The organism is Pelosinus sp. IPA-1 (assembly GCF_030269905.1).
Classification (GTDB): Bacteria; Bacillota; Negativicutes; order DSM-13327; family DSM-13327; genus Pelosinus.
The window spans coordinates 1-20,521 of the sequence record NZ_BSVC01000005.1; the positions used below are offsets into that span (position 1 = coordinate 1).

16 protein-coding genes, 1 tRNA gene and 1 other RNA gene are annotated in these 20,521 nt (G+C 39.5%); 1 reads left to right on the top strand and 17 read right to left on the bottom strand.

Annotated elements, in window-relative coordinates; translation table 11 throughout:
- Positions 1-231 precede the first annotated feature (231 nt).
- From QSJ81_RS12800 to ilvD, 10 genes are all read right to left on the bottom strand, one after another.
- A complete protein-coding gene (locus QSJ81_RS12800) occupies positions 232-510 on the bottom strand; it encodes a pro-sigmaK processing inhibitor BofA family protein (protein WP_038674755.1) in 279 nt (92 codons plus the stop codon).
- Positions 511-690: 180 nt separating this feature from the next.
- The gene (locus QSJ81_RS12805) at positions 691-984 is read right to left on the bottom strand and encodes a DUF2508 family protein (protein ID WP_285717775.1); all 294 of its coding nucleotides are present in this window, start codon (positions 982-984) and stop codon (positions 691-693) included.
- A 56-nt stretch (positions 985-1,040) separates the two neighbouring features.
- Positions 1,041-1,637, bottom strand: coding sequence for a recombination mediator RecR (gene recR, locus QSJ81_RS12810; RefSeq protein ID WP_038674751.1), 597 nt, complete (start codon positions 1,635-1,637; stop codon positions 1,041-1,043).
- 3 nt (positions 1,638-1,640) lie between these two features.
- Positions 1,641-1,967 carry a YbaB/EbfC family nucleoid-associated protein gene (locus tag QSJ81_RS12815; protein ID WP_038674749.1) on the bottom strand — a complete coding sequence of 109 codons (327 nt, stop codon included), beginning with the start codon at positions 1,965-1,967 and terminating at the stop codon, positions 1,641-1,643.
- Between the two features lie 4 nt (positions 1,968-1,971).
- A complete protein-coding gene (dnaX, locus tag QSJ81_RS12820) occupies positions 1,972-3,696 on the bottom strand; it encodes a DNA polymerase III subunit gamma/tau (protein WP_285717776.1) in 1,725 nt (574 codons plus the stop codon).
- Between the two features lie 112 nt (positions 3,697-3,808).
- An RNA gene (ffs, locus tag QSJ81_RS12825) (signal recognition particle sRNA large type) lies at positions 3,809-4,008 on the bottom strand.
- A 48-nt stretch (positions 4,009-4,056) separates the two neighbouring features.
- A tRNA-Ser gene (locus QSJ81_RS12830) sits at positions 4,057-4,146 on the bottom strand.
- 377 nt (positions 4,147-4,523) lie between these two features.
- Positions 4,524-6,065, bottom strand: a complete 1,542-nt coding sequence (locus QSJ81_RS12835) for a gluconokinase (RefSeq protein ID WP_285717777.1) — start codon at positions 6,063-6,065, stop codon at positions 4,524-4,526.
- A gap of 230 nt (positions 6,066-6,295) precedes the next feature.
- The gene (locus QSJ81_RS12840) at positions 6,296-7,627 is read right to left on the bottom strand and encodes a GntP family permease (protein ID WP_285717778.1); all 1,332 of its coding nucleotides are present in this window, start codon (positions 7,625-7,627) and stop codon (positions 6,296-6,298) included.
- Between the two features lie 62 nt (positions 7,628-7,689).
- Positions 7,690-9,336 carry a dihydroxy-acid dehydratase gene (gene ilvD, locus QSJ81_RS12845; protein ID WP_285717779.1) on the bottom strand — a complete coding sequence of 549 codons (1,647 nt, stop codon included), beginning with the start codon at positions 9,334-9,336 and terminating at the stop codon, positions 7,690-7,692.
- A gap of 346 nt (positions 9,337-9,682) precedes the next feature.
- Here ilvD and QSJ81_RS12850 point away from each other — a divergent pair, with 346 nt between their 5' ends.
- Entirely contained in the window at positions 9,683-10,546 is an 864-nt protein-coding gene (locus QSJ81_RS12850) for a MurR/RpiR family transcriptional regulator (protein ID WP_285717780.1), read from the top strand.
- Positions 10,547-10,712: 166 nt separating this feature from the next.
- Here QSJ81_RS12850 and QSJ81_RS12855 read toward each other — a convergent pair whose 3' ends face one another.
- The 7 genes from QSJ81_RS12855 to xylB form a co-directional block, all read right to left on the bottom strand.
- Positions 10,713-11,903 carry a M20 metallopeptidase family protein gene (locus QSJ81_RS12855; protein WP_285717781.1) on the bottom strand — a complete coding sequence of 397 codons (1,191 nt, stop codon included), beginning with the start codon at positions 11,901-11,903 and terminating at the stop codon, positions 10,713-10,715.
- A gap of 186 nt (positions 11,904-12,089) precedes the next feature.
- Positions 12,090-13,418 (bottom strand): GTP cyclohydrolase, encoded by a 1,329-nt coding sequence (locus tag QSJ81_RS12860; protein WP_285717782.1) that lies wholly within the window; start codon positions 13,416-13,418, stop codon positions 12,090-12,092.
- A 133-nt stretch (positions 13,419-13,551) separates the two neighbouring features.
- Entirely contained in the window at positions 13,552-14,736 is a 1,185-nt protein-coding gene (locus QSJ81_RS12865) for a sugar ABC transporter permease (protein ID WP_285717783.1), read from the bottom strand.
- Positions 14,733-16,259 (bottom strand): xylose ABC transporter ATP-binding protein, encoded by a 1,527-nt coding sequence (locus tag QSJ81_RS12870; protein WP_285717784.1) that lies wholly within the window; start codon positions 16,257-16,259, stop codon positions 14,733-14,735. Before QSJ81_RS12870 ends, QSJ81_RS12865 begins: the two co-directional genes overlap by 4 nt.
- 64 nt (positions 16,260-16,323) lie before the next feature.
- Entirely contained in the window at positions 16,324-17,403 is a 1,080-nt protein-coding gene (gene xylF / locus QSJ81_RS12875) for a D-xylose ABC transporter substrate-binding protein (RefSeq protein WP_285717785.1), read from the bottom strand.
- Between the two features lie 137 nt (positions 17,404-17,540).
- Entirely contained in the window at positions 17,541-18,854 is a 1,314-nt protein-coding gene (gene xylA, locus QSJ81_RS12880; protein WP_285717786.1) for a xylose isomerase, read from the bottom strand.
- Between the two features lie 17 nt (positions 18,855-18,871).
- The gene (gene xylB / locus QSJ81_RS12885; protein WP_285717787.1) at positions 18,872-20,368 is read right to left on the bottom strand and encodes a xylulokinase; all 1,497 of its coding nucleotides are present in this window, start codon (positions 20,366-20,368) and stop codon (positions 18,872-18,874) included.
- Between the last annotated feature and the right edge of the window lie 153 nt (positions 20,369-20,521).

The following is a 20,521-nucleotide window of genomic DNA, read 5'->3' on the forward strand; positions in this document are numbered from 1 at the left end:
AAACGAGTACCGCACATCTGGCTTATTTTAACCTTACTTACATTGTTTAGTTTTCAAGGAACATCATGCCGCTTGTGGCGACTCATTTATAATATCACAGCCATTACCACCATGTCAATAATATTCATTAAAGTTTTATAACTTTTTTGATATTATTCAATGTTATCTAAACCTTGCAATACCTATTTATAAAACCAGAGCGGGAATTCATAGGAACTCCCGCTTTTATCCTTAGGCAACAAAGAGCTTAAATAAGATCAGTAGGATAACGCCTGGCAAGCCTAAAAATCCAGCAATCAATGCCGTAATTGGGTTAATTGCAATATTAAATCCAATATGTATTCCTATAAAATTCAACGCCCACAGCATAGCACCACCAATTAGACCATTATAAATCAAACGAAAGATAAGTTTAATCGGCATTAAAAACATTCGTCCTACTACATATAATAATATAATTCCGAAGACATATGCCAAAATTACATTAAATTCACCAAATCCAGCAAACATAAAATTACCCCCTTCTATTTTAAACAACCTATTACAATTTCAATCATTTTTGATTGTATCTTTATTATAACTGATATTCACCTCCTATAGATACTTTATGAGATAATATATGTCTCCAAGAGGCAAGTATGAAAAAAACCAGAGCATTTTACTCTGGTTTTTATTGATAATGATGTTTTTTTATTGTCTCTTATATATATTGGTATCAGAAATTTCGTAAGGAGAAGATCTCACTCCTTCTTGACGGGCTTTCTTCAGTAAATATATATATTTTTTTTCAGCTGCCTGCATCAAATATACAGCATGATCAACCAGGTCTTGATCTGATACAGTATTGTAATAATATTGAGCATTCAACCATTCCTGCCTAGCTTCTTCTACTACAAGAGAAAGAGCTGGCAGGGGTTTTGCTTCTATAGTATCACCACGGTAAAGATAATCTTGCACTTTCTGTAATGCTTCTACGAAATTCATCGTTCTCCCCCTCCTGTCTTAGGACTATTTTTTCCAAAAACAAGAAGATTTAAACATTACATTTCCCGTCGATTTTCCATCGCTTTCATTAAAGTAACTTCATCAGCATATTCTAAGTCGCCACCTACAGGCAACCCATGTGCAATTCTAGTGACTTTCACACCTAATGGTTTCAAAAGCCTGGCAATATACATTGCCGTGGCTTCACCTTCCACATCTGGATTGGTGGCCATAATGACTTCCGTGATTTCTCCAGACTGAATACGAGCCAGCAACTCTTTTATTTTAATGTCATTTGGGCCAACTCCCTCTAATGGAGACAATTGCCCATGTAACACATGATACCTGCCACGGAATTCACGCGTGCGTTCCATGGCAGCCACATCACGTGGCTCTTCCATCACACACAATATGCTGGTATCTCGCCCCTCGGCCTGACAAATAGAACATGGATTACAGTCCGTTAAATTAAAACAAACGTCACAATAACCAATTTTTTCTTTTGCTTCTATAATAGCCTGAGCCAACCCTTCAGCTCGTGTTTTATCCATTTCTAAAACATAATACGCCAAACGCGCAGCCGTTTTAGAGCCTATTCCTGGCAAAGCACGAAACTGCTCTATTAATTTCGCTAATGGCGCTATATATTGCATATTTTAAAACAATCCAGAAGGCAGATTCATACCGCCAGTAAGTTTACCCATTTCTTGAGCCATCATGTCATCCACTTTTTTAATGGCTTCATTGACAGCAGCAACTACTAAATCTTCCAACATCTCCATATCATCCGCATCCACTACTGTAGGATCAATTTTTAGAGATTGAATTTGTTTCTCACCAGTAATTACAACTTTAATCGCGCCGCCACCTGCAGTTGCTTCTAAAGTACGAGTTTTTAGTTCGTCCTGCATCTTCGCCATTTCACCTTGCAACTTTTGCATTTTTTTCATCATACCAGCCATATTCCCCATATTTCCAAACATTATCTTAGTCCCCCTTATATTCTTCTTTTTTTATAACTTTACCACCAAACATATGTATAGCCTGACGCAAAGCAGGGTGTTCTGCCCCCTCTGGCGGCAATACTGTAGTAACTGGCTTGTTTTTAGGCGGCGCAGTAGGCCCCTCTTTTGGCTTTGCTGCCCCATTTCCCAGTATACAACAAAGCTGCACTGTTTTTCCACAAAATTGAGCTAATACTTTTTCAATCATTACTCGATAATCATCTTTTTCAGTACGTTCTTTAGGAAAAGCTGCCGTAAATTGCACCGTAGCCTGTTTGTCATTTAGACTTATCAAATTTCCTTGGGAAACACAAGCATGAACAGAGCGCTTACCCGTTGTTACCAATTCCTTGAGAACTTGATCCCAAACCGCCTTAACATCTCCCGATACGGAAGGGTTTACCGTTACAGATTCTTGTTGGGATTCTTGACGTGGCTCAACCTTAGCTTCCGCTACTATTATATCTGCTATCACAGGTTTTACTGTTACTGGTTTAACCGGATTACTATAAAGAATTGGTTCTGTCGTCCTTACTATTTCCGGTTCTACATATATAGGAGTATTCGACAACTTGGCCTCTAATGCTGCTATTCTTTCTAATAAATTGGCTATATCCCCCTTCGCCGCAGGGCGACAGAGAGATAGGAAGGTCATTTCAGCCGTAATCCGCGGCTCGGGCGCCCACTTCGCTTCATTGGCACCCTCATTCACTATTTTAATCATATCGATTAATTCTTCATGAGTAAACCCTTCAGCATGTTTAGCCAACATAACCCGATCATCACCATATAACTCAATACTATCAATTGTAGGAGCAGCCTTGAATAACATAATACTTCTCAAATACAAAGCTACTTCTAACAATATTTGTCGAACTTCTTTACCCAATGAAATCAATTCACTTAAAGCCAGTAATATAGTCTTAAAATCCCGTTCCACCAATGAATCCGTAATTCGCCATACCCACTCATGGCCAATAAGCCCTAATAATTTCCGCACCTTATCTGCTGTTATTAAACCATCTTCCATAGTGGTACACTGATCTAAAATACTAAGAGCATCTCGTAGACCGCCATCTGCATGAGATGCAATAAGTTTTAATGCATCTTCCGCCACATGTAAGCCGTTATGCTCAACAATGGTAGCTAACCGTCCTTCAATTTCCCCTGCAGCAATACGTCTAAAATCGTAGCGCTGACATCTAGAATGAATCGTAGCGGGAATTTTATGAGCTTCCGTTGTGGCCAAAATAAAAACTACATGAGCAGGAGGTTCTTCTAATGTCTTTAGTAAAGCATTAAATGCCTCCGTCGTTAACATATGTACTTCATCAATAATATATACTTTATACCGTCCATCTACCGGAGCAAACTTCACAGTCTCACGAAGTTCGCGTATCTCATCAATTCCTCGATTAGAGGCAGCATCTATTTCAAACACATCCATCGAAGTACCAGTATTAATCCCGGCACAATTGGAGCATACATTACACGGCTCATGGGTTGGACCATGGATGCAATTTAAAGATTTTGCTAGAATTTTTGCAGTACTGGTTTTCCCCGTACCTCTCGGACCAGAAAACAAATAGGCATGCGCTATCTTCCCTGATACAATCGCATTTTTTAATGTAACACTAATATGCTCTTGCCCTACTAAGTTTTCAAAATCATGAGGACGCCATTGGCGATATAATGCGATGTAAGCCATCTAACAAACACCTCCTTACTCTAGTTATTCCATACTAAGATACAGTTTCCTTTTTATAAATTAAATTACCCTTATAGTCTCTATCATAGCCAAAAAGCAACCAGAAGTCTGGTTGCTTACTATATGCATTTATCATTTTAGCGTCGGGCCACAACAAAAGTCAGGCGACCTCACGGCACATAAAAATTATCACTTACCGCTGCTTCCTTCCGGACCTGACGGGGTTCATGAGTTTCCATTGCGTAAGACCCAACTTTTGTCGTGGCCCCACTCTAAAATAAATAAATGGCTAAAATATTAAATTTTACGCCAACAATTATCAGTACAATTCATCAACTGACATCCCTATGAAAATATAAATGGCGGAGAGAGAGGGATTCGAACCCTCGGTACAGTTGCCCGTACACACGCTTTCCAGGCGTGCTCCTTCAACCGCTCGGACATCTCTCCAAGTTGTATACTTCTGCAAAACCTTTTATTTATCTGGCTGCAAGAAATATAATATCATTTTACAAGAATATTGTCAACAAGAATATATGAGAATTACATAGGATATTTGTTGGGATTATTTACCAACCCTATAGAAGGCTATTAAGCCAACCTATAGGGTTATACATAAAGAAGACTTGATTCAGATGGAGTTTTAACTCCATCTGAATCTTAGTCGCACTTATCCAGGGACTTAGCCGCTCTTAACTCCCACTTATAGAAGATGGGAGTCTTAGAGCGGTTTAGTCATCGGATAAACAGATCCCATTTATATCAGCACCTTACGTTATTCGGTGCTTGTAACCATATTTAACTTTTGCAGATTACAAAAAAGTACTCTATTTTTTCCATGTTCGTTGAATTTCAGCAATTTCTTCAAATTCACTTTGGAGATTCCAGTATACTCGCTCATAAATTCCAAATAAACGTTGGTATATCTCACGATTTTCTTCATTTGGATAATAAATCTCTTTTATCGTAATGAATTTTTCAACCTCTTTAAGATCACTAATCATGCCTAAGGCATACATTCCTAAAACAGCAGCGCCAAAGGCCGACCCCTCAGGTTCACCTGGAACATGAATTACTCGTCCAAATACATCTGCCATAATCTGAACCCAAACCTTTGAACGAGTAAAGCTACCGCCAACGCGGATTTCATTTACTTCTCCTGCGACTTCCTCTAACGACTTAAAGATACTATACATCCGATAAATAATACCCTCTAGTGTCGCCCGAACCAAGTGGCGCTTCCCATGATTGAGGTTTAATCCAAACAATACTCCACGAGCATTCGCATTATAATAAGGCGCCCGTTCTCCCGAGAAAAGAGGCAGCATAATTAAACCTTCACAGCCAGCAGGTTTTTGTTCTGCGTAGCGACCTAAAATATCATAGGTATCAAGCCCTAGATTTGCTGCAACCCGCTGTTCTGTAGTCGCGAATTTATCTCTAGCCCAGCGAAATGCCACACCACCGTTACTTAATGCTCCACCTAATACCCACGTATCACCTGCAAGATTATAGCACCAAGTTCGCTGTTTTTCATCCGCTTGCGGCTTATTGGTAATCATTCGTACAGCACCGCTGGTACCAATCATGGCTGTCACCTGGCCTGGATTGATAGCACCGGAGCCTAATGTAGATAACACGCCATCACTTGCGCCTAATACTATGGCAGTATCAGATGCCAATCCAAGCTTTTGAGCAATCTCTGGTTTGAGGCTTCTTTCCGTATGAGTCGTAGGCAATACCTCAGATAACCGATCCGCGGTAATTCCTATCATTGCTAACAAATCCTCATCCCATGTACGAGTATGAATGTTGTACAAAGCAGTAGCCGAGGCAATGGATTCATCCACAAAATATTTACCAAATAATCGATGACAGATATACTCTTTAATGCCGATAAACTTCGCAGTGCGAGAAAAAATATCGGGCCGCTCATTTTTAAACCAAATTATTTTAAATAAAGGATACATAGGATGAATTGGACAACCTGTTTTAAAGTAGATCGTACTTGCATCAGGGGATGCTTTTACCTTTTCAATATAGTCCTGAGCACGGGAATCAGCCCAAGTTTGCATACGATCCAAAGCATTGCCATGCTCATCTACAGGAATCACACTATGCATAACTGAACTAAAACATAATCCCGCAATTTCTTCGGGAGCTAACTTTGCTTCGGCAATTGCGCCGCCGACCACTTCCAAAACACCTTGTAAGATTTCCTCAGGATCTTGTTCCGCCCAGGCAGCTTGTGGTGTATATAAAGGATATTCAATTGACCTACTGCCAATTGTCGTACCGTCTGGCCGATAAATAACAGCTCGGCAGCCTGTTGTACCAATATCTACACCAATTATATTTTGCCCACTCATGTTGGAAACCTCCTATAATACATAGTTTTATTAGTAGAAAGAAATGATCAAGCCAACATTTGATCATTTCTTTCTGAATCTAAGTCATAATGAAAATAATAAAGAAGACTTGATTCAGTTGGAGTTTTAACTCCATCTGAATCTTAGTCGCACTTATCCAGTGACTTAGCCGCTCTTAACTCCCACTTATAAAAGATGGGAATCTTAGAGCGGTTTAGTCATCGGATAAACTAAGCTAGAAACATGCTAAGTAATAAGGTAAAGACAAGTCCTGCTACACCAATAATTGTTTCTAATACGGTCCATGTTGATAGTGTTTCCTGAACAGTCATACCAAAGTATTCTTTAATCATCCAAAATCCAGCATCATTCACGTGAGATAAAACAAGAGATCCAGCTCCAGTTGCCAAAACCATTAACTCGGGGCTAGCGCCAGGAGACATCGCAAGAATTGGAGCTACAATGCCTGCAGCAGTCAACATTGCTACAGTAGCTGAACCTGTTGCTACACGAATTAATGCAGCAACCAGCCAACCAAGAACAATCGGGTTTAATTGTGCAGCCGTTGCTAATTTAGCAATTTCTGCTCCTACTCCACTGTCAAGCAACACTTTATTAAAAGCACCGCCGCCACCGATAACCATTAATATACTAGCAACCGCTGGTAAGGATTGGTCACAGTACTTGCCGATTTGAGCCATGGAGAAACCACGCCATAGTCCAAAGGTAAATAAACTGAGCAATACAGAAATCAACAAAGATGTGATTGGATTACCGATAAAATTGAGCACCATCCGAGCAGAAGCATCCTTGGGTAAATAAATATCTGCGAAAGTTGATAATAGCATCAAAAATACAGGGAATAAAATAGTAATCACTGTGATACCAAATCCAGGTAACTCCTCGTCTTTGCGACCAATTTTTACTGTATTAGCTATATTTTCTGGTGGAGTTATCTTCACTTTTTTACTAATAAAAGATGCAAATACTGGCCCTGCTAATATTGCCGTCGGTAAACCTACGATAATGCTATAAAGAATGGTTTTACCTACATCTGCTTTAAAAATGCCTACGGCTGCCATAGCTGCAGGATGTGGTGGAACTAGTCCATGTACCACGGATAAACCTGCAACAAGAGGTAGACCAATTTTAAGTAGAGAAATTCCAGTTTCTTTTGCAATGGTAAATACTAGAGGTAATAATAAAACAAAGCCAACTTGAAAAAATACAGGAATACCAACAATAAATGCTACAAACATCATTGCCCAGTGTACATTTTGTTTACCAAAACGATTAATCAGTGTGCGTGCCACCCGCTCCGCCGCTCCCGATTCTTCCATTAACTTACCAAGCATAGTGCCGAGTCCTAAGACAATAGCAATAAAGCCTAAGGTATTTCCTAATCCTGCCTGAATGGAGCCCACTATTTTGTCAAGAGGCATACCTGTAGATAATCCCACGAAAAAGGAAACAATCATTAAGGAAATAAATGGGTTTACCTTTAATTTTGTAATCAATAATAGTAACAATAAAATAGCAACAAACACAATTCCTAATAACATATTCTGATTCCCCTCCACTCATTTAATAGTTTACCAAAATCCCTAAATCATAGACGCTCCTCTCATTTTATTTTCCGGCGTACAGCGCCTTTTGCTGATGACGTGGTCGTAAGTCCATATAGTTTGAGAAATTCACTTTCGTCTTCTTGTTTTGCGATAGGTTTAGTATTTGTGCGACGGTAGTGTAACTCCTCGTCATCAATCCCTAACTGAATACTTCTTTCAAAAATATTTATATCAATTCGGTCACCGTTTTGTACGATTCCAATCGGCCCTTCTTCGGCAGCTTCCGGCGAAAGATAGCCTATTGATAAGCCTCCCGATGCTCCAGAAAAACGACCATCTGTAACAATTGCTACATTACCTACTTTCCCAATGACTTCTGTAGCCCGATGCATCTCACGCATACCTGGGCCCCCGATAGGTCCTTCATAGCGAATTACTACAACATCACCAGGTACAATGCCCCCATTATCAATGGCATCCATACACTCTTCTTCAGAATCAAATACTTTGGCCGGTCCAGAAAAGATCCACATATCAGATGGCACAGCTGAGCTTTTAACGACGGCTCCCTCAGGAGCTAAATTACCACGAAGCACTGCAATGCCGCCCTCTGCAGTAAAGGCCTTATCAAAATTGCGAATAATAGCACCATCTGCAGGTTTAGCACACTTAAGATTTTCTTCTAAAGTTTTACCGTTAATCGCTAGCGTATCTAACGTTAGTACCGACTTCAATTCATTCATAATCGTAGGAATACCACCTACTGGATATAAATCAGCTACCGTATATTCCTGACTATTTGGAACAACTCTAGTAATGAGAGGAACGTAGCGGCTAATGCGGTCAAAGTCATCATAAGTTACTGCAAGTCCACATTCATGAGCAATCGCTGGAAGGTGTAGTACCGTATTCAAAGACCCTCCCATTGCCAAGACCACTGCTACCGTATTATCAAAAGCAGCTTTACTCATAATATCTCGAGGCTTAATATCCTTTTGTACTAAGTCCATAATGACCAGGCCGGTATCATATGCCACCTTATGTCTAAGTTCACTTAATGCAGGGACTGCTGCTGATCCAGGAAGAGACATGCCCAATGTTTCAGCAACAATACACATGGTATTTGCAGTGCCAAGAAAAGGACAGACGCCAGCTGTAGGATAGTAATCTACCGTAACCTCGACTAGCTTCTCCTCATCAATTTCCCCTCGGATAAACTGTTGCCTAGCAGCTTTCGATTCTGCAGGCTTTATTTTATTAATCATAGGACCACCTGTTACCATGGCGGCTGGAATGTTTAAACGAGCAGCTGCCATCAGCATGGCAGGAACAATTTTGTCACAAGAGCCCAGCAATACCATGCCATCAAAAATCCCATGCGCCCGAATCATTACCTCAATCGAGTCAACAATTAATTCTCTGCTAGGCAATACGTATTTCATACCATCATGTCCTTGAGCAATACCATCGCAAATGGCTATCGTATTAAACTCTAAAGGATAACCACCCGCTTCTATTATTCCTCTCTTTACATCTTCTGCAAGTTCTCGAAGATGACAATGTCCAGGAACAATTTCATTCCAAGAGTTAACCACTGCAATAATCGGCCGATCCAAATTTTTATAAATTGCGCCGCATGATCCTAGGTGACCTTTGGCGATCGCCCGCTGATAAGCTGGCAATTTGTTAAGAGTTGTACTCATTTTAATGCCCCTTTGAAATTAAATATCTATTTCATTTCTTATTATGAAATATTTTTTCACAACTAATTATCATAATATACTGCTTTTTTACGAAAAGCAATAGGGCGCAAAAAATATTTCTTTTTCCAAGTGAAAATAGATATTATTTTTCTAAACAGCAAGCAACCTCCTTGCAGGATAGCAAAGTGTCTGTTACAATATTCCTACATAAGAAAAGACTTGGCTTGTGCCAAGTCCTCGGACGCAGGCAGAAGCCTTAGTCGTTCTTACTTGGAATCAAGAAAGTGTTATACTTTCTGATTCCGTAAAAAAGATCCTTTTAGCACAAAAGGGTGGAGGCCGTTGAATGGAACGTAATGAAAATATAGTAAGCTCATGCTTGCCTCGGATACGCAGTAGCTTTACTGATTTAACCAAAACAGAACAAAAAACTGCAACTTATATTTTGGAAAATCCATCGGAAGTCATTCACATGACCATTACAGAATTGGCTGAAGCAGCTCAAAATGCCGAAGCAACGGTTTTTCGGCTGTGCAAAAAACTAGGATTTTCTGGATACCAAGAGTTAAAAATTGCCTTAGCTGGTGATTTATATACCCCTCTAGAATCTGTTTACAAAGAAGTAGACCCTACAGACTCGATTCGCACAATGGCGAGTAAAATATTCTTAGGGATTAACGAAGGGCTGCAAGACACCCTCAAAATTATCGATGAAGATGCTATTGAAAGGGCCATTCAAGCCATCACCACCACGCGGCGTATCGATGTTTATGGCTCTGGGGGCTCAGCCATCATAGCTTCTGATATAGAACATCGGTTTATGCGTTTTGGTATCTCGGTAAGGTCTTATTCTGACCCACATCTCCAGATAGCATCAGCGACCCTACTTCAGCCAGGGGATTTAGTCATTGCAGTATCTCATACAGGTGCAAATCGGGATGTATTAGAGGCTGTAGAAATGGCCAAAAGCAATCAAGTTACTACCATTGCTATTACAAGCTATCTACGTTCCCCCCTCAGCCAAGCAGTAGATATTGCACTCCATGGCATGGGTAGGGAAGTCACATACCGCTCGGAAGCCATGGCTTCTCGCTTGATTCATCTAGCTATTGTCGACGTCTTATACGTTGGATCACTGCTTCGCCAACAAGATAAAATCATCGAAAACATGAAAAGAGTTCGTAAGTCCATTGCGAAACGAAAAATATAAGAAAAGACTTTGCTTAGGCCAAGTCCTCAGACGAAGGCAGAAACCTTAGTCGTTCTTACTTGGAATCAAGGAAGTGTTATACTTTCTGATTCCGTAAGAAAAGGTTATTAACTCACCTGAGTTAATAACCTTTTTCTTGTTTTACCACATTAAAAAATCGATTTACCTATACCTTTTCTTTATTATAATGAGTTAATGCTAATAAGACAGCTTTATACATAATAGTAGCGCCTATTAGCAGCGCATTCTCATCTATATCAAAATAAGAACTGTGCAAGTGGTAATTTTCTTCTCCCTCTTTACCACACCCTAACCAAAAAAACGCTCCTGGAACTTTTTCTAAATATCTGCCAAAGTCTTCTGCAGCTAAGACAGGTTGAACATCCGAGTGTATTTGCTCATCATCGAGTACTTGCTGGGCTGCCAGTATAATCAAATCCGTAGGCTCTGCCCAATTACTTAGTACAGGATAACCATATTGATAATCCAAAACATAACTTCCTCCCTGGGCAGCTGTGATACCAGTTACTGTACGTTCTACCTTTTTAGCTATCTGTCTACGTATTTTTTCACTAAGAGTCCGTACCGTTCCATCCAATAGGACTTCCCTAGCAATTACGTTATACCTCTCGCCACCCTGTATATTGCCAATGGAAAGTGTTGCGGCTTCCAAAGGATCAATTTGACGGTTCATTATATGGCCCAAACCTTGTATTACATCAGCAGCCATCGTTATCGCATCAACCCCATGCTGGGGCTGGCCAGCATGAGCTGCCTGACCTAGAATTTTGATACCAATTCGATCTGAGGCTGCCATTAAGGGACCTTGACGAGTTCCAATATGGCCGCAAGGAAGATCTGGCCATAAATGTAAACCAAAAATTACATCCACATCCTCTAAGACACCATCTGCTATCAATAAACTAGCACCGCCAATTGGAGCTGCTTCCTCTGCAGGTTGAAAAACGAATTTTATCGTCCCCGCAAATTCTCCATGACACAAAGAAAACGCTTTGGCTACGCCTAACAAAATCGCCATATGGCCATCATGACCACAAGCATGCATAACCCCTGGACGCTTAGAACGATAAGGAACATCGTTTGTTTCTGTAATCGGAAGAGCATCCATGTCACTCCGCAGGGCAACTGTAGGACCAGGGTATTTACCGTGGATAACACCACAAACCCCAAAGTGATCCTTAAATGTTAAAACTTCAATGCCCATGCTCTGCAAAATAGCAACGATCTCTCTCGATGTTTCTTCTTCTTCTCGACTTACTTCTGGATTGCTGTGAAACAAACGCCTCCAAGAAACTAACTGCTTCTCAAGATCTAGTGCCTTCCTCTCATCCCACATTCTTTAAAACCACCTTTTATGATAAATCACAATACGATTTACCAGAACTATATACGTATTATATCATATGTTTTAGGGCTTTTTAAAGACATTTCCTTAAATTGCTTTATTGGTTCAACAAAAAAGCCCCCATATTTTTATGAGAGCTTTCTAATTCTAAGAAACTCCGATGCTAGTTTTATCCCGCTAATCAGCTGCCTTTTTTAACAAAGAATTCAATAGCACCTTATACAATTTTCGTGGACGCCCTTTCGCCAACATCTCTGCCCCAATTACTTCGGCAAGACCTTGGTCAACCAGGGTAGATAGAAGTCGTCTAGCACTACGTGGAGTAATTGCCAGATATAGGGCCAAATCATCAGCCGCAATTGTATCCTTATCTAATTTGTTAATCGCAGCTAACAGCTTATTCACTGTTGTATTACTTATATTTAGGGTATCCGCAAATTGTCTAAGAATAGCGTCATCGACACGAATTGAATACTTAAGATGGGTAGCTGAACTGAGTGGCCCAATTGCCTCCCTATTATCTGTTACTACCATCCAAAGACCTTTTCCCCTTTGTTTTGCAAGACCAAGGGCATTATACGCATTTTCCTCCGCAGCGTAAGCAGTTGATCCAAAACCAATACCGCCACTTACCTTAGCAGCTACACTACGGGTAATTTCTTCTAGAATTGGCATAATGGTAAAATCAGCAGTAACTTCTTCAAGTATCCCCCGAGTAGAATATAAGGTATACTGCCCCTCTCCCCGAACAACGATGGAACCTTTAATTCTTTCGGCATAGCCAACCAGTATTTCATATAATCTCAGTTCAATTCGCTTTACCCCGTAACTAGAGCTGGCACGCACGATATCTTCATAATCATCAATTGCTATATGCTGAATGGCAATTTGCCCCCCCTTAAACCGCTGGGCTTCAAATGCACTAATCGCAATATCAAGTGTTGTACGAATATTACTACGCGTTGGCCATATGCGAAAAGCAGGAACGCCCATTTCCTTTAATTTTTCATAGGTTGCTAAAAGGCACGTAACTGCAATATTTGTTTTACCATCTTTCCATAGCTGATAATGATATTCCGTTATATCTTTTGCAGAAGTAACTCCGCTATAATGATTTACATAAATTTGCGGCAAGGGCAAATTGATATCAGTAAATGTCTCTTCAATTTCTTCTTCGCTGAAGGTATCAAAACTTATGCTACTGAGATTCAGTTTTTCAATATACGTAATTTGTAGTAAGGCACGCCACAAACTAGACCCTGCGTGTGGAATATAAAAAATTGGTTTTGCAACTTTTAATTGTAGAGCATGTTCATAAGGAACAATTCCTGAAAATACCCATACATCCACATCATTAGAACGTTCTGCTATTATATCTCCTACTTCAAGCGCATCCTGATACACGATAGGAATTGGTATTAAAATATCGGCCCGTTCCATTGCCACTTTATTTGCTAATACAATAGAATCAGCTGGCCCCACAATCGCCACTCTTATCTTATTCATCATTTTTCTCCCATAATGATATAACAATTACTTCTTTACCTATTATTATACCTATTTCAGGAGAAATTACCAAGTAAATGACAGAACACGCACCTATTATGAAACAAGAAACCTATAAGAATAGATAATCTTGTTACTTTTTATTTTTAGTAGCAATATCCACCCAAACTGCTAAAACTAAAATACTTCCCTTTACAATATACTGCCAAAAAGTTTCAATATTAAGCATACTCATACCGTTGTCCAAGCTAGCCATAACCAAAGCGCCAACGATAGCGCCACCAATACTTCCTACCCCCCCCATTAAACTGGCACCACCTATAACACAGGCAGCGATCGCATCCATCTCCGCATTTTGTCCTGCAGCGACGGAAGCAGCATTAAGTCTTGAACAGAGCAATATACCTGCAATCGAAACCAAGAAACCATTAATTGCAAATATACTTAATGTCATCTTATTAACATTAATTCCGGATAATTTAGCTGCTTCTATATTTCCACCTATTGCATAAATTCGGCGGCCGAATACAGTTTTATTTAATACATAAGTAAAAATAACGGCCAATACAGCGAGAATAAATACAGGAACAGGAAATCCTTGATATGAATTTAAGACAGTTACAAGCAATAATATCAAAGCCGCACTTAAAACAATTTTTAAGGTTTCAACCGATAAAGGGCGAAGGGCCAAGTTATATTGAAGGCGCAATTTTCGGCTGCTTATCGAAGTATAAATGATTGTTGCAATAGCCAATATCCCTAAAAATATTCCAATTCCTTCTACTAAATAGGCATTACCTAAAAACCTAATTTCTGGGCTCAAGGATGCTACGGTAGTGCCTTTCGTTGCTCCTACAAGAATTCCCCGAAATACCAATAGCCCGCCCAGCGTCACAATAAAGGAAGGTATTTTTTTATAAGCAATTAACCACCCATTAAACAATCCAATAGATAAACCTACTAATAATGTAATTCCCATAGCCAAAATACCATCCACTTTAAACCATACATTCGTAATTGCTGCTATACCACCTAGTAAACCCATTAATGAGCCTACCGAAAGGTCAATGTGTCCAGCTATAATTACAAAAACCATACCAATGGAAAGAATCCCAGTTATCGACATCTGTCTAAACAAATTAGATAAATTCCTTGCACTCAAGAAATCTCCATTTGTAGCAAACGTAAAGATTAGCCATATGGATACCAATGCAAATACCATAGTATAGGTTTTAACATTAAAATTAAACATTGATTTCAATGGACTTTGATGCCACTTATTCACTTTTGCATTCGTTTGCTCTATCTTCGTCGTCACCCTCTAGTCCCTCCTACAGCACAATGCATGATTTGTTCCTGGTCTAAATCCTTATTAATAAACTCGCCTTTAATTTTACCTTCATTCATTATTACAATACGATCGGCCATACCAAGAATTTCTGGTAAATCTGAGGATATCATAATAATCGCGATACCTTCCGCCGTTAAATTGTTAATTAGATTATATATCTCATATTTGGCACCAACATCAATCCCTCTAGTAGGTTCATCTAGTATTAATACCTTTAATTTTCGCAGTAAATATTTTGCTAGGATTACTTTTTGTTGGTTGCCACCACTTAGATTTTTAATGAGGGCATCCAAGCCCGGTGTTTTTATTTTTAACTTATCGATAAAATGATTTGTATCCGTTAATTCTTTACAATCATCTATGCAGTCTAAGTTTAATCGATAATTTTCAATATTCGCCAGTGTCATGTTTTGCTTAACAGACATTTGCTCTATAATCCCATGACGTTTACGATCCTCTGGCACCATAGCGATGCCATATTGCAATGCATCATTAGGATGATTAATTTTTATCTTCTTTTTATTTAAGAAAACTTCACCATACTGTTTGCCAGCATGAAAACCATAAATAGCAGAAACCAATTCTGTCCGACCAGCCCCTACTAAACCTGCAAATCCTAAAACCTCACCTTGTTTTAGGTGAAAACTTACATTATCAACTAATTTCTTATTGGCTTCGTTAGGATCGTATACAGTGTAATTTTTTACAGCAAAAATCTCTTGTTCAGTTACGTGAGCTACTTTAGGATATAAATCAGTAATTTCCCGCCCTACCATCATTCTTACAATATCATCTCGAGTAAGTTCATTCTTAGAATTTGTGCCAATGGATTGACCGTCACGAATAACGGTTACTGTATCTGCTAAACGGAATACCTCATCTAATTTGTGAGATATATAAATACAGGTAACTCCCTTAGCTTTAAGTCGCCCTAAAATATCCATTAAAATCTCCACTTCTCCTTCTGATTGAGAAGCAGTAGGTTCATCCAGTATCAGTAACGTAGCATTCTTCGCCAAAGCCTTCGCGATTTCAACCAATTGTTGCTGACCTGTTCCTAAATGTTTAACAAGGGTATCGGGGTTAATGTCTAATTTCATTTCTTTTAATAAATCCTGGGTTTGGGCTAGCATTGCAGGAGTATTAATAAAACCTTTTTTACTGCATTCATTACCCATAAAAATATTCTCATACACGGCAAGTTCCTTAAATAGGGCCAATTCTTGATGGATAATAGCTATGCCAGCCTGCTCAGCATCTCTAATATTTTTAATGATAAGATTCTTATTGTTAAAAAATATCTTTCCTTGGTAAGTGTCATGAGGATACACTCCACTTAGTACTTTCATTAAAGTTGACTTGCCAGCGCCATTTTCGCCACATAAAGCGTGAATTTCTCCCCGCTTTACTTTAAATGAAACATTTTTTAGTGCTTTTACTCCAGAAAATTCTTTGACGATATCCTTCATTTCTAAAATAAAATCATTCATTTTTATCCCCTCAAATCATAATTGGGAAGGCGGGGAAAACTCTTTTCCCCACCTTTTATATAGACTATCCTTTTGGCCATTTATCCTTTGATACATTTTTAAAGATATCTTCTAATTTGTTGTAACCATCCTTAATTACAGTTTCTACTATATTCTTAGAATCCACTGCAATCGGAGTAAGTAAAATAGCTGGAACATCTTTCGTACCATTATTCACTACGCCATCTGTTTTAATTGAGTCACCTTTGGCAAGTTTTACAGCGAGATCTGCTGCAGAGGTTGCCAGGTTCTTGATAGGCTTATACACAGTCATGGTTTGTTTGCCTTCTACGATTCTTTGACAAGCTGCTAACTCAGCATCTTGACCGGAGATGGGAACTTTTCCACCTAAACCTTGCGCTGATAATGCTTGGATAGCGCCACCTGCCGTACTATCATTTGAAGCAACAACAGCATCAATCTTGTTGTTATTCGCAGTCAAAGCATTCTCCATAATCTTCAATGCTTCTTCTGGCAGCCAATCCTTGGCCCATTGGTCTCCGACCACTGTAATGTCACCTTTGTCAATTAAGGGTTTTAAAATATTCATTTGTCCTTGACGGAACATCTTAGCGTTATTATCGGTAGGTGACCCCCCCATCAAAAAGTAATTTCCTTTAGGAGCTTCCTTTATGACTGCTTGGGCCTGCAATTCGCCAACTTTGATATTATCAAAGGATATATAGTAATCAACATCGGACTTAGTTATGAGACGATCATAAGCTAATACCTTAACACCAGCTTTATGAGCCTGTTCAATAATTGGTGCAATAGCCTCCCCATTGTGAGGAATAATAACTAACACATTGATACCTTGAGATATTAGATTTTCACATTGAGAAAATTGCGTTTGGTCATCACCATTCGCAGACTGAACAACAACTTCCGCACCTAATTCTTTGGCTTTTTGTACAAAAAGATCACGATCATGCTGCCATCTTTCTAGCCTCAAGTCATCCATACTAACACCGATTTTAATCGTTTTACTTTTTGGAGCCTCCTTGGAAGTAGTCGCCTCCTGTTTGGTACATCCAACCACCCCTAGTAAGGAAATAATACAAATCGCTACCAAAAGAACTAATCTTACATTTTTACCTTTAAACACAGTGCTTCCCTCCAACTATTTTATGATTCTAAAAATAATGAGATGGATTTTATATCGCCTCCTATGTGAATCATTTTTACCTAAGGCGCTGCGACGCTAAATATAGCATCCCGGCAGCCGTTGATTCCATTGGCCTTTTAGACTTCTAAAAGATATTGATTCAGAATCGATTTTATTTTTTCTTGTCGCCCTGATTGATTGTTTATCCTTTGATTTTCCATTGCATACTTTTCTAATGTATGAAAATCAGCATTCCCTGAAACGATAGCAAGACCTATGCCCTCTGTAAAACTATGATAGCGATCAGCAAGAACATCTTCAAAAACTCTATCTTCAATGAGTTTCTGCGCAACTTTTAACCCTCTAGCAAAACTATCCATTCCAGCGATATGAGCATAAAATAGATCATCCGTATCAATCGATCCTCGTCTTGGCTTGGCATCGAAATTAAGTCCCCCCTTGCCCAAGCCGCCATTCTTCAAAATTTCATACATTGCTAAGGTTGTTTCGTACATATCTGTGGGAAACTCGTCTGTATCCCAACCTAGCAATAAATCTCCCTGGTTAGCATCCACCGATCCAAGAATACCATTAATTCTGCACCATCTAAGTTCATGTTGGAAGTTATGACCTGCAAGTGTAGCATGATTGGCCTCAATATTCATCTTAAAGTGTTCCAGCAAACCATATCTTTCTAAGAATGCCACCGCTGCTGCTGCATCAAAATCATATTGATGTTTGGTAGGTTCTTTTGGTTTGGGCTCAATTAAAAACTGTCCTGTAAAGCCAATCTCCTTGGCATAAGCAACAGCCATATGGAAAAATTTAGCTAAATTATCTAATTCTAATTGAAGATCAGTATTAAGCAGAGTCTCGTAGCCTTCTCTACCACCCCAAAACACATAATTTTCTGCCCCTAACTCCTTCCCAACTTCTAAGCCTTTTTTTACCTGTGCCGCACTATAAGCAAAAACATCCGCATTGCAACTCGTAGCTGCTCCATGGACAAAACGAGGATGGGAGAAAAGATTGGCCGTATTCCAAAGTAATTTTGTCTTACTTGTTTTCATATATTCCTTAATCATAGTTACCATTGTATCTAAGTTTTTATTTGTCTCTTGTAAGGTACTTCCCTCAGGAGCTATATCTCGATCATGAAAGGCAAAAAAAGGGACATTTAACTTCTCAAATAATTCAAAAGCTGCTTCGACCCTTACTTTCGCTTTATCCATTCCCGTATACTGATCCCATGGTCTGGTCATCGTCGCTGCACCGAAGGGATCGGCCCCCTCAGCCGTAAAGGTATGCCAATAAGCAACTGAAAACCGTAATTGTTCTTCCATGGTTTTCCCAGCCACTATTTCTTCTGGATTATAGTATTTAAACGCCAATGGATTTTTTGATTTAGCACCTTCATAGGCAATCTTTGTTACATTCGCAAAATAAGTCATCTTATATCCTCCATTTTTTAAATCGTTACGTGCAATACTTCAAAAGTATCTTTTAATGTTTTATACAGTCCACGATATACAGGGTACATGTCATTGTATTTTTTCACATGCTCTAAGATAGGCTCTATACTATCTAAAGTTTTAATGGTCGCTTCACAGGCGTTTTCGACATTGGTAAATACCCCTGCACCTACTGCCGCTAAAATAGCCGCACCAAAGGCGGGCCCTTCAACCGAATTGACAACATCGACGCGTAAGTTAAGAATATCTGCTAATATTTGGCGCCATAGAATACTGTTTGCTCCCCCTCCGCTCACCCTAATAGCTTGAATGGAAATGTTTTGTTCCCGCGTTATTTCTAGGGAGTCCCTTAGACCAAAAGCTACCCCTTCTAAGATTGCCCGTGTCATATGTCCTCGTTTATGAGACATACTCAGTCCGATAAAAGTCCCCTTAGCATAAGGATCACTATAAGGTGTACGTTCACCCATTAAATAAGGAAGAAATAATAAACCCTCACTCCCCGGTGAAACCATCTTTGCCTCTTCCAATAGTGTTTTAAAACCGTCCTCTCCTAACTGACAAACCTCTTCAACCCACCATTTAAGACAAGACGCAGCCGACAACATAACGCCCATAACATGCCATTTCCCATTGGCATGACAAAAGGAGTGAAGACGGTTCTGAACATCCACAGCGTAATTCTCCTGACAAGCAAACACCACCCCTGACGTTCCCAAAGCTACAGACGCAACACCTGCCGACACAACGCCAGCCCCAACTGCGCCACAAGCTTGATCTCCACCGCCGCCAACTACGGGAGTTCCTAGGCGTAACCTAGTTTCTGAAGCTGCCCGGGAGTTTATCTTGCCAGTTACTTGATCTGATTCATAGCACTTCGGTAACACGTTTTCACGCAAACCTAGTACTTGCAGCATTTCTGGGGACCAACGCCGATTGGCAACATCAAAAAACAATGTACCGGAAGCATCGGATACATCTGTTGCATATTCTCCTGTTAACTGAAAACGTATATAATCCTTGGGCAGCAAAACGTGTCTTATTTTTTCATATACATCGGGACAATTTTTTCTGACCCATAACACTTTAGGAGCTGTAAAGCCTGTCAGCGCCTTATTGCCAGTATATTCGGATAATTTTTCACCTAATTGCTTGGTGAGGTAGTCGCACTCAGCATAAGTCCTTTGATCACACCATAACAATGCAGGCATGAGAATCTGATCCTCTTCCCCTAAAAGTACTAACCCGTGCATCTGCCCACTGAGGCCAATGCTACTTATTCTTTCTCCAGCAGCACCCGATTTTTCTACGATTTCTTTAATACCTTCTTTAGCAGCTTGCCACCAGTCTTCAGGATTTTGCTCAGCCCAGCCAGGTTTAGGATAATACACAGGATAATCCTTGGACACGGTTTGAATAACTTTCCCTTCTTCACTCATCAACAATAATTTGACAGAAGATGTTCCAAGATCAATCCCTAAGAAAGCATCCATATTACTCCTCCATTCTTCCTTTATATAATTTCTTATACATCTTTCGACTTAATTTGTTGTTTGTACAAACTAAGTTAAGTTAAAAAAATAGTTTGTTGTATGGATAAACTATTTCAACGTTAGTTAAAAAATTCCTGCAAGGATTATCTTTTT